Below are 12,933 nucleotides of genomic sequence, written 5' to 3' on the forward strand. Positions count from 1 at the left end.
CGGCGCCGTGAAACCGCCGCCGTTCCGCCACCACGCGCCCCGCACCGTCGACGAGGCGCTCGGCATGCTCGCCGCCGCGCCGGGGGGCAAGGTGCTCGCGGGCGGGCAGAGCCTCATCCCGCTGCTGAACATGCGGCTCGCCGCGCCGTCCGACCTGGTCGACATCAACGGCGTCACGGAACTCGACACCCTCGACGCCGGTGACGAGGGCGTGCGGGTCGGCGCGCTGGCCCGGCACGCGCGGGTGGAGCGGTCGGTGGAGGCGGCGGCCGTGCAGCCGCTGCTCGGACGGGCGCTGCGGCACGTCGCGCATCCCGTCATCCGCAACCGGGGCACGGTCGTCGGGAGCCTCGCGCACGCCGATCCGGCCGCCGAGCTGCCCGCCGTGCTCGCCGTGCTCGGCGGGACGGTCGAGGTCGCGTCCGCGCGCGGGCGCCGGACGATCCGGGCGGCGGAGTTCTTCGTCGGCCCGCTGGAGTCGGCGCTCGAGCCGGGGGAGCTGGCCGTCGCCGCGTTCTTCCCCGCCGCGCCGCCCCGGACCGGGACGGCGTTCACCGAGACGGCCCGGCGGCACGGCGACTACGCGCTGTCCGGCGTCGCCGCCGTCGTCACGCTGGACGAGGACCTGCGGGTCGGCGGCGTCCGCGCCGGTTACCTCGGCATCGCGCCGGCGCCGCTCGTCCTCGACCTCACCGAGGCGGCCGGGCCGCGCGGTGACTGGCCGGCCGCCGCCGCGTTCGTCCGGGACCGGATCGACCCGGACGCCGACATCCACGCGAGCGCCCGCTACCGCCGCCACCTCACCGGCGTGCTCACCGAGCGCGCGCTGGCGGGGGCGGCCGCCGAGGCGCTGAGGAGGGCGCGGGACTGATGGAGGAACTCCACGACATCGCCCTGACCGTCAACGGCGTGCACCGCACGGCCCGCGCCCCGGCCCGGCGGCTGCTGTCGGACCTGCTGCGCCACGACCTCGGCCTGACCGGCACGCACGTCGGCTGCGAGCACGGTGTCTGCGGCTGCTGCACGGTGCTGATGGACGGCGAGCCGGTGCGGTCCTGCCTGACGTTCGCGGTGACCGCCGCCGGGCACGACGTCACCACCGTCGAGGGCCTCGCCGCGCCCGACGGGACGCCGTCGCCGGTGCAGCGGGCGTTCCGGGAATGCCACGGCCTGCAATGCGGCTTCTGCACCCCCGGTTTCCTGTGCACGGTGACGGCGCTGCTGCGCGAGACGCCGCGTCCGACGCAGGACGAGGTGCTCGAAGGCATCTCCGGGAACCTGTGCCGCTGCACCGGCTACCAGAACATCGTCAGGTCGGTGCACCGCGCGGCCGAACTGCTCGCCGAACCCGGCGCGGCCAGCGCGTCCGGCGCGCCCAGCGCGTCCGGCACGTCCGGCGCAGAGAGCGAGGCGTGATGGGGACGCGCGTGTTCGGCGAGCCGGTCAAGCGCCGCGAGGACGCCCGGCTCCTCACCGGCCGCGGACGCTACCTGGACGACCTCGGCCGCGACGCGCTCGCGGCGGCGTTCGTCCGGTCGCCGCACGCCCACGCCCGCATCGTCGACATCGACGTGTCCGACGCCCTCGACGTGGACGGCCTCGTCGCGATCTACACCTGGGAGGACCTGCCCGGACGCGTCGGCGAGCCGCTGCCGCTGCTCATCCCGCACCCGGCGCTCACGCACGGCCGCACCGGGTACCCGCTGGCGCGCGACGTCGTCCGGCACGTCGGCGAGCCCGTCGCGATGGTCGTCGCCCGCGACCGCTACCTCGCCGAGGACGCCGCCGAACGCATCCGCGTCGAGTACGAGCCGCTGCCCGCCGTCGTCGGCATCGAGAACGCCGAACGCGCCGAGCATCTCGTGCACGACGACGTCCCCGGCAACGTCGGCGCCGTCCTCCTCCAGGAGACCGGTGACGCGGGCGCGGCCATCGACGCGGCACCGCACAAGCTGGAGTTCCGGCTGTCGATCGAGCGGTCGGCGTCCACGCCGCTGGAAGGACGCGGCGTCTACGCGCGCTGGGACGCCGACGACGGGTCACTGCGCGTGTACTCCTCCACGCAGGCGTCCACCAGCGTGCGCGCCGCGATCGCCGCACGGCTCGGGCTGCCGAACGGCAAGGTCGAGGTCGTCGCGCCGGACGTCGGCGGCGGGTTCGGCGTCAAGATCGTGCACCCGTGGCCGGAGGAGGTGCTCGTCCCGTGGGCCGCGCGGCTGCTCGACCGCGAGATCAAGTGGACCGAGGACCGCCGCGAGCACTTCGTCGCCGCCGCCCACGAGCGCGGCCAGCTCCAGGACGTCCGGGTCGGGTTCGACGACGCGGGCCGCGTCCTCGGCCTGGACGTGCGGATCCTGCACGACCACGGCGCCTACACCCCGTACGGGATCATCATCCCGATCGTCACGTCCACGCAGCTCCTCGGCCCCTACAAGATCGGCGCGTACCGGGCGGAGGTCGTCAGCCTCTACACCAACACCCTCATCGTCACGCCGTACCGGGGCGCGGGCCGCCCGCAGGGCGTGTTCTGCATGGAGCGGACGATGGACCGCATCGCCCGCCACCTCGGCCTCGACCGCGCCGACGTGCGCGCCGCGAACCTCATCCAGCCCGACGAGTTCCCCTACGACCAGGGCCTGACGTTCCAGGACGGCCGCCCGCTGATCTACGACTCCGGCGACTATCCCGAGCTGCTGCGCAAGGCCCGCGAGCTGATCGGCTGGGACGGGTTCGAGGCGGAACGGGAGGCCGCCGCGCGCCGCGGCCGCCGCATCGGCATCGGCCTCGGCGTGTATGTCGAGGGCACCGGCGTCGGCCCGTACGAAGGCGGCCACGTCGAGATCGACACGGCCGGACGGGTGCACGTGTCGACCGGCCTCACCTCACAGGGGCAGAGCCACGAGACCGTGTTCGCGCAGATCGCCGCCGAGGAGCTGGGCGTGCCCCTCAGGAGCGTGCACGTCACGACCGGCGACACGCGGCGCTTCGGGTACGCGGTCGGCACGTTCGCGTCCCGCGCGGCGGTGATGAGCGGCAACGCGATCGCGCTGGCCTGCCGCAAGGTCCGCGAGAAGGCGCTGCGGATCGCGGGGGAGGCGCTGGAGGCCGACCCCCGCGACCTGGAGATCACCGACGGGGTCGTGCACGTCCGCGGCGACACCTCGGCGTCGGTCCCGCTGCGGACGGTCGCGGTGCTGTCCAACCCGCTGCGGTACGCCTTCGACGCGGAGACCGCCGCCGCGACGCAGTTCGCGGTGGGACGCCCGCCGACCGAGCCGCCCGTCGCGGCGGGGGACGAGCCCGGCCTGGAGGGACGCGAGTACTACTCGCCCGTCCGGTCGACGTTCGCCGCCGGCGCGCACGCCGCCATCGTGGAGACCGATCCGGACACCGCCGAGATCGCGATCCTGCGGTACGCGGTCGTCCACGACTGCGGGAAGCTCATCAACCCGATGGTCGTCGAGGGCCAGATCCACGGCGGCGTCGCCCAGGGCATCGGCGGCGCCCTCTACGAGCGGATGGTCTACGACGAGTCGGGCCAGCTGGTCAACGCCTCGTTCATGGACTTCCTCATGCCGTACGCGACGGAGGTGCCGCGCATCGAGACCGACCACCTGGAGACACCGTCCCCGCTGAACCCGCTCGGGATCAAGGGCGCGGGCGAGGCCGGCGTCATCCCGGTGTCGGCCGTCATCGCGTCCGCCGTCGAGGACGCCGAGGGGCTGCGCGTCGAGGCGATGCCGCTGTCCCCGGACGCCCTCTACGACCTGCGCGAACGGGCGTTCGACGAGCCGGGCCTGCGCGTCCGGCCGGACGCCGCCCCCGTGGACGGCGGTCAGTTCCCGGCGGGCGTGTCGGGCGCGTTGCCGCCGAGCGAGCGCGGCAGGTAGTTCTGCACGGCGGCGGGCCGCAGGCCCGCCTGCCTGATCCAGCCGAGGATCATCCGGAACTCCCCGGCGAGGCCCTTGCGGTAGTGCATCAGGATGATGTCGCCCGGCTTGAAGCCCTTGCCGCCGTCGGCGCGCGCGAACCCGTTGTACCCGACGCCCGGACCGGTGGTGCCGTTGTAGAACTCCGCCGTCCAGGTAAGGATCGACTTCATGCCGCACTCCTTGGACACCTGCCGCGTCGCCTGGTTGTAGGCGCCGAACGGCGGCCGGAAGATCTGCGGGCGGCGGCCGTACTCGCGCTGGATCGCGTCCGCCGAGTCGCAGATCTGCCGCTTCTGCGCCTCGGGGGACAGCGTCGGCATGTTCGGGTGCGTGACGGTGTGGTCCTCGATCTGCGAGCCCGCGTTGCGCATCGCGAGGAAGTACTGGCCCTGGCCCTTCAGATACGTCGTCGTCAGGAACGTCAGGATCGGCACCTTCTCCTTGCGGACGATGTCCACGAACTCCGAGTCGTAGGTGTAGCCGTCGTCGATCGTGAGGAAGACGACGCGCTCGGTGGTGTCGATGTGGTCGATGACCGGGGGCAGCCCGTCGGCGGGCGGTTTCGGCGGCGTCCAGGTGCCGGGCTTCGGCGTCGCCCATCTCTGGTCGGCGAGCACCGAGGAGAGCTGCGTCCGCATGGACGGCCCCGAGCCGCCGCCCGCCTCGGCCCGGACCGCCGGCCAGCCGCCCGCGGCCGCGCCGACGACTCCGGCGGTCACCATCGCGATCACGGGCGTCTTCCCTCGCATCGGCCGCGTACTCCATTCAGGTGGGGGGAGGTTCAGTTGTGCGTCGTTCGCTTCGGTTGACGCGCCCGCGCGCCCGGGAGTTCGCGCGCGGCAGGATCAGCCGGACATATCTGATCACTTTTCAGGGGTGGTGCCAGGGATGTGCCCAATCGTCGGCGTGTACTCGGCAGATGTTGCCGTTCGGTGCCGCGCCCCCATTCCCTAAGGTCGGTACATGCAGGTCAACGGCAGTGCCAGCGTCGCCGCGCCGCTCGCCCGCGTCTGGGACGCGCTCCAGGACCCGGCCGTGCTCGCCCGGACGATCCCCGGGTGCCGCTCCCTGGAGGAGACCGGCCCCGACACCTACCGCATGACGGTCACCGCCGGCGTCGCCTCCATCCAGGGCACCTACGTCGGCCGCGTCGAGCTCGCCGACCCCGACCCGCCGCGCGCGTTCACGCTGCGCGCGCGGGGGCAGGGCGCGCCCGGCACGGTGGACGCGACGGTCCGCGTCCGGCTGTCGGACGGCGGCGGCTCCACCCGCGTCGACTACGACGCCGACGCGGTCGTCGGCGGGATGATCGGCGGCGTCGGCCAGCGGATGCTCGGCGGCGTCGCCAAGCGGACCGCGGGCGAGTTCTTCGCCGCCGTCGAACGCGACCTCACCGCGCCGTCGCCCGCACCCGCGGAACCTTCGTCGGACGCCGTGCCGCCCGCCCCGGCCTCGGGGACCGGCCGGGTCTTCGCCGGACGCGCCGCCGGACCGCCTTCCGGCGGCGTGTCGCCCGCGTGGCCGATGACCGCCGCGTTCGCGTCCGGCGGCGCCATCGCGCTCGCCGGCGTCGCCGTTGGCTACCTGCTGGGCCGCCGCCGTCGCTGAGCCGCGGTCCGGCGGCGGAGCGCGGGCCAGGCGGCCAGCAGTCCCGCCAGGACCACGAACAGCACCGCGATGGCCGAGGTGTAGGAGGTGAACGGCCCGAAGCCGTACTCCGCCGTGTCCAGGTAGGGGTACGGATACCAGGACGTCGCCACGCCGTGCGCCAGCGTGTAGCCGAGGTAGGCCAGCGGGAACGCCAGCCAGCCGAGCGCCGTGCGCCGCGCCGGCAGGTCGTGCGCGGTCGCGAACAGCAGCCAGTCCAGCGGCACCGCGACCGGCATGACGCGGTGTTGCGCCCACCCCGTCCAGGTGCCCGCGTCCCCGCCCATCACCAGCGCGTACACCAGCCCGGTGATCGCCAGGTAGAGCGCCGCGGCGCCGCGCAGCCAGTCCACCCGGGCGCGCCCGTGCAGGCCGGGCACCGCGCCGGCGAGCAGCGCCGCCGCGCCGATGAGGTTGCTCAGCGTCGTGAAGTAGCTGAGGAAGTCGATGGTGTCCAGTGAGGGCCTGCGCTGCAGGAACCCGGCGGCCACGGCGGCGGCCGCGAACATCCCGAGCCCGACGCGCCAGACGACCTTCGCGGCCCCCGGTCGGCTCGTGGTCGCCGGTCGGCTCGTGGCCCTCGGCCGGGCCGGACGTTCTGCGCCTCGCGGCCGCTCCGGGCAGAGCACGGCTCAGGCGTCGCGGCGCTCGAACAGGACGAGTGCGGCGGCCAGCACGACGGCCGTGTAGATGGCGAACACGCCGAGCCCCGTCCACGGCGCGAGCGACCCGGACTTGTGCACCGGGTCGAGGATCGCGCCGCCGGCGTTGGACGGCAGGAATTTGTTCACGGCGTCGCCCCACGAACTCGGCAGGAACCCGCCCGCGATGCCGAGGACGAACAGAACGACGAACAGCACCACGATGGAGCCCGCGGTGTGCCGCAGCAGCGTCCCGATGGCCAGTGCCAGCACCGCGACCAGCGCCAGGTAGAGGCCGCCGCCGGCGACGGCGCGCAGCATCCCCGGGTCGCCGATCGAACCGTCCAGGTGCTTGGACGCGAGGATGCCCTGCGCCGCGTAGAAGGACGCGAACGTCACCACGATCCCGACCACCAGCACGACGGCGCCGAGCACCGCCGTCTTCGCGGCCAGGTAGTGGGCGCGGCGCGGCACCGCCGTCAGGGCCGTCTTGATCATTCCGGTGCCGTGCTCGGCGGTGATGACCAGCACGCCCAGCGCCCCGAACACCACCATGCCGAAGTAGTACGCCACCTGCGTCGGCAGCATCGGGGTGAACGTCGCCCGGTCCCGGTCGCTCATCTGGTCGTAGGACGCGGTGAACGCCAGCGCCCACAGCGCGGAGAGCCCGATCAGGACGACCGCGCCCGCCAGCAGCGTCCAGAACGTCGACCGGACGGTGGCGATCTTCGTCCACTCCGAGGACAGCACGTGCCCGAACCGCACCCGCCCGGTGTCCCGGCGCGGCCCGGCCTGCGGGGCCGCCGCGGGGGCGCTCACGCCCCGGCCTCCGGTGCGCCGGGTTCGCTTGTCCCCGGCACGGCCGCGCCCGGGACGCCGGCATGGTACTCGACCGCCTCGCCGGTCAGCCGCATGAACGCCTCCTCCAGGGACGGCTGGACGGTCGCCAGCTCGTGCAGCCGCAGCCCGTGGTCGGCGGCGACGTCGCCGATTTCGGCGGCCGAGGCTCCGTGCACGCGCAGCGCGCCGTCCGGTGCGGGCTCCAGCTCCCTGCCGGGCCCGGCCAGCAGCCGCGCCAGCTCCGGCAGCTGCGGCGAGCGCACCAGCACGTGGCTGGTCGCGTTGGCGCCGATGAACTCGGCCATCCCGGTGTCGGCGAGGATGCGGCCCCGCCCGATGACCACGAGGTGCTCGGCGGTCAGCGCCATCTCCGACATCAGGTGGCTGGAGACGAACACGGTGCGGCCCTCGCGCGCGAGCCGCCGCATCAGCGTGCGGATCCACCGGATGCCCTCCGGGTCCAGCCCGTTCACCGGCTCGTCGAACATCAGCACGCCGGGGTCGCCGAGCAGCGCGGCGGCGATGCCGAGCCGCTGCCCCATGCCGAGCGAGAAGCCGCTGGACCGCTTCCTCGCCACGCTCCCCAGCCCGACGAGGTCCAGCACCTCGTCCACGCGCCGGCGCGGGATCGCGTTGCTCTTGGCCAGGCACAGCAGGTGGTTGTAGGCGGTGCGGCCGCCGTGCACGTTGCGGGCGTCCAGCAGCGCGCCGACCTCGCGCAGCGGCGCGCCGAGCGTGCGGTAGCGGCGGCCGTTGACGGTGACCTCGCCGGCGGTCGGGCGGTCCAGGCCGAGGATCATGCGCATCGTGGTCGTCTTGCCGGCCCCGTTCGGGCCGAGGAACCCGGTCACCCGTCCCGGCCGGACGCCGAAGGTCGCGTGGTCGACGGCGGTGGTGCCGCCGTACCGCTTCGTCAGGCCCCGCGCCTCGATCATGAACCTCTGATACCGGGCGGCCCGCGCGCGGAAACGGCGGCGGCGGGCAACCGGCCGGATTTTCACCGCCCGATTGCCCGCCGTTGGGCCGTGCCGCCGGCCCCGCTCCGGTGCCGGTCCGGCGCGGTCAGCTCACCGCGACCAGGTCGACGACGAAGATCAGCGTCTCGCCGGGCTTGATCGCCGGGCTCGGGCTGCGGTCGCCGTAGGCCAGGTGCGGCGGGATGACGAGCTTGCGGCGGCCGCCGACCTTCATCCCGGCGATCCCCATGTCCCAGCCCTTGATGACGCGGCCGCTGCCGAGCTGGAAGTCCAGCGTCGAGCCGCGGTTCCAGGAGGCGTCGAACTCCTCGCCGGTGGACCAGGACACGCCGACGTAGTGCATCGACACGGTCGAGCCCTTGACGGCCTCGGGGCCGTCGCCCTTGGTGATGTCGGTGATGTCGAGGTTCGCGGGCGGCTGGCCCTCGGGGAAGTCGATCTCGGGGCGTTCAAGCGCCATGGACGGGCTCCAGCGATGTCGTGGGATTCGTAACTCGGATGAGCAGTCCAGCCTAGCGCCGCGCCCCCTGACCAAAGAACGTCCGCTCCGTTGGCACATTGCGACGGTTCCGCGGGCGCGGGCCGTCCGGTAGACCCTTGGGCATGGCGCGGCGGCTGCGGATCGGGATCGACACGGGCGGGACGTTCACCGACGTCGTCGCACTGGACGTCGGAGAGGACGGTGACGGCGGCGGCGCGGAGCTGCTCACCACCAAGACCCCCTCGACGCCCGCCGACCCTGCCGAGGGCTTCGCCGCCGGCCTCGCCAAGGCGCTCGGCCTGCTCGGCGCGTCGCCCGCGGACGTGGCGGCGCTGGCGCACGGCACGACGGTCGCGACGAACCGGCTGCTCGAGGACCGGACCGGTGACCTCGGGTTCGTCACCACCGAGGGCTTCGAGGCGATGCTGGAGATCGCGCGGCAGAGCGTCCCCGACGGGTACGGCAACAGCTACTTCTGGGTGAAGCCGCCCCGGATCGTCCCGGCGCACCGGGTGCGGGCGGTCGGCGGCCGGCTCGACCACACCGGCGCCGAGCTGCGCCCGTTCGACGAGGAGTCGGCGGTCGCGGCGGCGCGCGCGCTCCGCGACGCCGGCGTCCGCGCGATCGGCGTGTGCTTCCTGCACTCCTACGCCAACCCGGCGCACGAGCTCGCGATGCGGGAGGTGCTGCGCCGCGAGCACCCGGACGCGGTCGTCTCCCTGTCGTGCGAGGTGCTGCGCGAGTACCGCGAGTACGAGCGGGCGGTGACGACGCTGGTCGACGCCGCCGTCAAGCCCGCGATGAACGGCTACCTCGCGCGGATCGCCGGTCGCGCCGACGCGCCCCTGCTGGTGATGAAGAGCAACGGCGGCGTGCTGTCGGCCGAGGAGGTCGCCCGGCAGCCGATCACGACGGTGCTGTCCGGCCCGGCGGCGGGCGCGCTCGGCGCGGCGTTCGTCGCCGCCCGCGGCGGCCGGTGGTCGGTCGTGACGCTGGACGGCGGCGGCACGTCCACCGACGTCGCCGTGGTGCTGGACGGCGAGCCGACCCTCACCACCGAGGGCGCGATCGGCCGCCACCCCGTCCGGATCCCGATGATCGACATCGTGACGGTCGGCGCGGGCGGCGGGTCGGTCGCGTGGCGGTCGCCGGACGGCGCGCTGAAGGTCGGCCCGCGCAGCGCCGGCGCCGACCCCGGCCCGCTCTGCTACGGCCGCGGCGGCACCGAGGTGACGGTGACCGACGCGCACGCCGTCCTCGGCCGCATCCCGCCGCACCTGCTCGGCGGCGAGGTGCCGCTCGACGTGCCCGCCGCGCGCGCGGGCCTGTCCGCGCTCGCCGCCGACCTCGGGCTGACCGTCGAGCGGGCCGCCGCCGGGATCCTGGAGATCTCCGCGTGGAACCAGGCCAACGCGATCCGGCGGATCACCGTGCAGCGGGGCCTGGACGTGCGCGACTACCCGCTCGTCGCGTTCGGCGGGTCCGGGCCGCTGCTGGCGTGCCGGCTGCTGGACGTCCTCGGCCTGCCCGCCGCCGTCGTCCCGGAGAACCCCGGCAACCTGTCGGCTTTCGGGCTGCTCACGGTGGACGTCAAGAACGAGCACGTGCGGACGCGGGTCGTCCGCGACACCGAGCTGGACGTCCCCGCCCTCGCCGAGGTGTTCGCCGACCTGGAGGACGAGGCGGGCGCGGCGCTCGCCCGCGAGGGCTTCCCGCAGGACCGCCGCCGCCTGGCCCGCTCCGCCGACCTGCGCTATTACGGGCAGGCGTTCGAGGTCCGCGTCGCCGCCCCGGCGGGGGCGCCGGACGAGGCGTTCCGCGCGGAGGTCGTCCGCCGGTTCCACGACGCGCACGAAGCCCGGTACGGCTACTGCCACCGCGACGACCCGCGCCATCCCGTCGAATGGGTCAACCTGCGCGTGTCCGGCATCGGGCCGATCCCGCGCCCGCGCCCGCCGGAACGCCCGCCGGGCGACGGCGACCCGTCGCGCGCCCGCACCGGCACGCGCCCGGTCCGCTTCGACGACTGGACGGAGACGGCGGTGTACCGGCGCGAGAAGCTCGCCCCCGGCGACGTCGTCGCTGGTCCCGCGGTGATCGAGGAGTTCGGCTCAACGCTTCCGCTGCACCCCGGCTTCACCGCGCGCCTCGACGCCCACGGCGACCTGGTGGTGACCCGGTGACCGACCCGATCCTGCTGGAGATCGTCGAAGGCACGCTCGCGTCCGTCGAGCGCGAGGTGGAGACGGCCATCGCGCGGACGGCCCGCTCCCCGATGATCCGCGACGCGCACGACTTCCGCGCGGGCATCCACGACCGGCGGCTCCGCAAGCTGACCGGGCGCTCCTACTCCGCGCTCGTCCAGCCGATCGTCCGCGACTTCCCCCTGGACGGGATGCGGCCGGGCGACGTGTTCTTCCACAACGACGTGTACCTGTCGGAAGGCGGCATCGGACACCTCCCGGACCTGTGCGTCACCGTCCCGGTGTTCCACGACGGAGAGGTGGTCGCGTTCGTCCAGGCGTTCGGGCACCACGACGACATCGGCGGCACCGTCCCCGGCTCGATGCCGAGCCACGCCCGCAGCGCCTACGAAGAGGGCTTGATGGTGCCGCCCATCAAGCTGTGGGACCGGGGCGTCCCCAACGCGGCCGCGCTCGCCATCATGACCCGCAACTCGCGGATGCCCGACTCCCTCGCCGGCGACCTCGACGCCGAATGCTCCGCCTGCCTCATGGGCGCCCGCCGCCTCGGCGACCTGTTCGCCCGCTACGGCCGCGCCGACGTCGAGGCGTGCTTCGACGCGATCATCTCCCGCACCACCGAGACGTTCCGGCGCGAACTCCTCGCCAAGATCCCGGACGGCACGTTCGTCTGGGAGGACTACGCCGAACACGACGGCGTCGACCCGCCCCGGCTGCACGCGCAGCGCATCACGCTCACCGTCGACAAGTCCTCCGACGTCCCGCTCATCATCGACTTCACCGGGACGTCCCCGCAGGCCAAGGGCCCCATCAACCACGCGGGCGACTACGCGGACGGCGTCTTCCTCAAAAAGTGGCTGGCGCCCGTCCTGCGCAACCTCGCCGACACCCCCGAGCGCGCCGCCGAACTCGACGTGAACGAAGGCGTCGTCCCGCTGATCGAGATGCGGTTCCCCGAGAAGGGCACCCTGCTCACGCCGGTGTTCCCGGCGCCGACCAACGCCCGCACGTTCGTCATCCTGCGGCTCCTCGGCGTCCTCGCGGGCGTCCTGGCCAAGGCCACCGGCGGCCGCATGCCGGCGGACCAGGAGACGATCCGCTACACCGGCGTCTACGGCGAGGACGACCGCGGCCCCTACCTGATGCGCGAGGTCCTCGGCGGCGGATCGGGCGGCCGTCCGTACGCCGACGGCGAGGACACCATCCACATCGTCCCCGACTCCCGCAACATCCCCGCCGAGTTCGCCGAGGCCCGCTGGCCGTTCGTCGTCGAACGCCTCGGCCTTGCCGTCGACTCCGGCGGCCCCGGCGAGTTCCGCGGCGGCCTCGGCTACGACAAGCACATCCGCATGCTGCGGGACGCCCACTACATGTCGATCGCCGACCGCTCGATCCTGTCGTGCTGGGGCGTCAACGGAGGCCGCGCCGGACGCCCGTTCCGCGTCGACATCGACGGCGTGGAGATGGACGGCCTCGTCGACGACCACCCCGTCCGCGCCGGCCAGGTCATCCGCATCCGCACCACCGGAGGCGGCGGCTGGGGCGACCCCCTGGACCGCGCCCCGTCCCGCGTCGCCGCCGACGTCCGCGACGGCAAGGTCTCTCCCAGCGGCGCCCGCGACGACTACGGCGTCGTCCTCCACGACGGCGTGGTCGACGAACCGGCGACCGAGGCGCTGCGCACCCGCCTGCGCACCGACCGCGGCCCGGCCCCGTTCTTCGACCGCGGCCCCGGCTACCCGACCCTCTCCGGCGGCGCGACCTCCGCCGAGGTGGACACCCTCTGAGGGGACCGCTGGCGTTTCACGCCGATCCCATGCCGGTGCGCAGCGGGCAAGAATTTTGCGACCGTCGAGGGGCCGACGCCGAGCATGTGCTCGGCGCAGGCGTCAGCGTCGTAGCGGTAGTGGCAGGCCGGATGTTGGACGCTGCTGCCACTGCGTTCGACGACCTCGACCTCCGCCTGGCACGAGCCTTGGACGACGACGTCGGTGCCGGGCCGGTGTGGTCGGTGAGTTCGGTGACCGCGGCGGGCGCCGTGACGACACTGAGCGAATTGAGCCCGCGTCCGACCTGCACGCCGGTGTAAACGCGACACAGGAGGTTCGGAGCTACGACGTAACTGAGCATGCCGAGCAAGGCGCGCGGTGAGAAGGAGTGCCCGCTGTAGTTCTGAAACGATCGGCGCTGACGCGTCCGCCGCGAGCCAGC

At 73.9% G+C, this 12,933-nt stretch carries 12 protein-coding genes; 7 read left to right on the top strand and 5 right to left on the bottom strand.

What is annotated here, in order from left to right:
- Positions 1-7: 7 nt before the first annotated feature.
- The 3 genes from QP089_RS37550 to cutA are packed head-to-tail and all read left to right on the top strand — an operon-like array spanning position 8 to position 3,890.
- On the top strand, positions 8-871 hold the full coding sequence (locus tag QP089_RS37550) for an FAD binding domain-containing protein (RefSeq protein WP_285918492.1): 864 nt from the start codon (positions 8-10) through the stop codon (positions 869-871).
- The gene (locus QP089_RS37555) at positions 871-1,416 is read left to right on the top strand and encodes a (2Fe-2S)-binding protein (protein ID WP_285918494.1); all 546 of its coding nucleotides are present in this window, start codon (positions 871-873) and stop codon (positions 1,414-1,416) included. The genes QP089_RS37550 and QP089_RS37555 overlap by 1 nt, the downstream gene beginning before the upstream one ends.
- Positions 1,416-3,890, top strand: a complete 2,475-nt coding sequence (cutA, locus tag QP089_RS37560; protein WP_285918495.1) for an aerobic carbon-monoxide dehydrogenase large subunit — start codon at positions 1,416-1,418, stop codon at positions 3,888-3,890. The genes QP089_RS37555 and cutA overlap by 1 nt, the downstream gene beginning before the upstream one ends.
- Here cutA and QP089_RS37565 read toward each other — a convergent pair.
- Positions 3,836-4,681 carry a polysaccharide deacetylase family protein gene (locus QP089_RS37565; RefSeq protein WP_285918496.1) on the bottom strand — a complete coding sequence of 282 codons (846 nt, stop codon included), beginning with the start codon at positions 4,679-4,681 and terminating at the stop codon, positions 3,836-3,838. The two genes, cutA and QP089_RS37565, sit on opposite strands and share 55 nt — an antisense overlap.
- Before the next feature lie 214 nt (positions 4,682-4,895).
- On the opposite strand from QP089_RS37565, the gene QP089_RS37570 reads away from it, so the two are divergent.
- On the top strand, positions 4,896-5,540 hold the full coding sequence (locus QP089_RS37570) for an SRPBCC family protein (protein ID WP_285918497.1): 645 nt from the start codon (positions 4,896-4,898) through the stop codon (positions 5,538-5,540).
- Here QP089_RS37570 and QP089_RS37575 read toward each other — a convergent pair.
- The 4 genes from QP089_RS37575 to QP089_RS37590 form a co-directional block, all read right to left on the bottom strand.
- On the bottom strand, positions 5,513-6,088 hold the full coding sequence (locus QP089_RS37575; RefSeq protein WP_285918499.1) for a Pr6Pr family membrane protein: 576 nt from the start codon (positions 6,086-6,088) through the stop codon (positions 5,513-5,515). The two genes, QP089_RS37570 and QP089_RS37575, sit on opposite strands and share 28 nt — an antisense overlap.
- A 123-nt stretch (positions 6,089-6,211) precedes the next feature.
- Positions 6,212-7,039 (bottom strand): DUF2705 family protein, encoded by an 828-nt coding sequence (locus QP089_RS37580; protein ID WP_285918501.1) that lies wholly within the window; start codon positions 7,037-7,039, stop codon positions 6,212-6,214.
- Positions 7,036-7,995, bottom strand: a complete 960-nt coding sequence (locus QP089_RS37585) for an ABC transporter ATP-binding protein (RefSeq protein WP_285918503.1) — start codon at positions 7,993-7,995, stop codon at positions 7,036-7,038. Before QP089_RS37585 ends, QP089_RS37580 begins: the two co-directional genes overlap by 4 nt.
- 127 nt (positions 7,996-8,122) lie before the next feature.
- Positions 8,123-8,497: an FKBP-type peptidyl-prolyl cis-trans isomerase gene (locus tag QP089_RS37590; RefSeq protein ID WP_285918505.1), complete on the bottom strand. Its 375-nt coding sequence runs from the start codon at positions 8,495-8,497 to the stop codon at positions 8,123-8,125.
- 143 nt (positions 8,498-8,640) lie between these two features.
- On the opposite strand from QP089_RS37590, the gene QP089_RS37595 reads away from it, so the two are divergent.
- The 3 genes from QP089_RS37595 to QP089_RS37605 are packed head-to-tail and all read left to right on the top strand — an operon-like array spanning position 8,641 to position 12,811.
- Positions 8,641-10,701 (top strand): hydantoinase/oxoprolinase family protein, encoded by a 2,061-nt coding sequence (locus tag QP089_RS37595; protein WP_285918507.1) that lies wholly within the window; start codon positions 8,641-8,643, stop codon positions 10,699-10,701.
- On the top strand, positions 10,698-12,509 hold the full coding sequence (locus tag QP089_RS37600; protein ID WP_285918509.1) for a hydantoinase B/oxoprolinase family protein: 1,812 nt from the start codon (positions 10,698-10,700) through the stop codon (positions 12,507-12,509). The genes QP089_RS37595 and QP089_RS37600 overlap by 4 nt, the downstream gene beginning before the upstream one ends.
- A 29-nt stretch (positions 12,510-12,538) precedes the next feature.
- Complete coding sequence (locus QP089_RS37605) at positions 12,539-12,811, top strand: hypothetical protein (protein WP_285918511.1); 273 nt, start codon at positions 12,539-12,541, stop codon at positions 12,809-12,811.
- Positions 12,812-12,933: the final 122 nt, after the last annotated feature.

Source organism: Actinomadura opuntiae (genome assembly GCF_030283205.1).
In the GTDB taxonomy this organism is placed as follows: domain Bacteria; phylum Actinomycetota; class Actinomycetes; order Streptosporangiales; family Streptosporangiaceae; genus Spirillospora.

Excerpts from the sequence above, each read along its gene's own strand:
- QP089_RS37590 (WP_285918505.1), bottom strand. The coding sequence starts at position 8,497 with ATGGCGCTTGAACGCCCCGAGATCGACTTCCCCGAGGGCCAGCCGCCC.
- QP089_RS37555 (WP_285918494.1), top strand. The coding sequence starts at position 871 with ATGGAGGAACTCCACGACATCGCCCTGACCGTCAACGGCGTGCACCGC.
- QP089_RS37605 (WP_285918511.1), top strand. The coding sequence starts at position 12,539 with ATGCCGGTGCGCAGCGGGCAAGAATTTTGCGACCGTCGAGGGGCCGAC.
- cutA (WP_285918495.1), top strand. The coding sequence starts at position 1,416 with ATGGGGACGCGCGTGTTCGGCGAGCCGGTCAAGCGCCGCGAGGACGCC.
- QP089_RS37565 (WP_285918496.1), bottom strand. The coding sequence starts at position 4,681 with ATGCGAGGGAAGACGCCCGTGATCGCGATGGTGACCGCCGGAGTCGTC.
- QP089_RS37575 (WP_285918499.1), bottom strand. The coding sequence starts at position 6,088 with ATGTTCGCGGCCGCCGCCGTGGCCGCCGGGTTCCTGCAGCGCAGGCCC.
- QP089_RS37570 (WP_285918497.1), top strand. The coding sequence starts at position 4,896 with ATGCAGGTCAACGGCAGTGCCAGCGTCGCCGCGCCGCTCGCCCGCGTC.
- QP089_RS37585 (WP_285918503.1), bottom strand. The coding sequence starts at position 7,995 with ATGATCGAGGCGCGGGGCCTGACGAAGCGGTACGGCGGCACCACCGCC.
- QP089_RS37595 (WP_285918507.1), top strand. The coding sequence starts at position 8,641 with ATGGCGCGGCGGCTGCGGATCGGGATCGACACGGGCGGGACGTTCACC.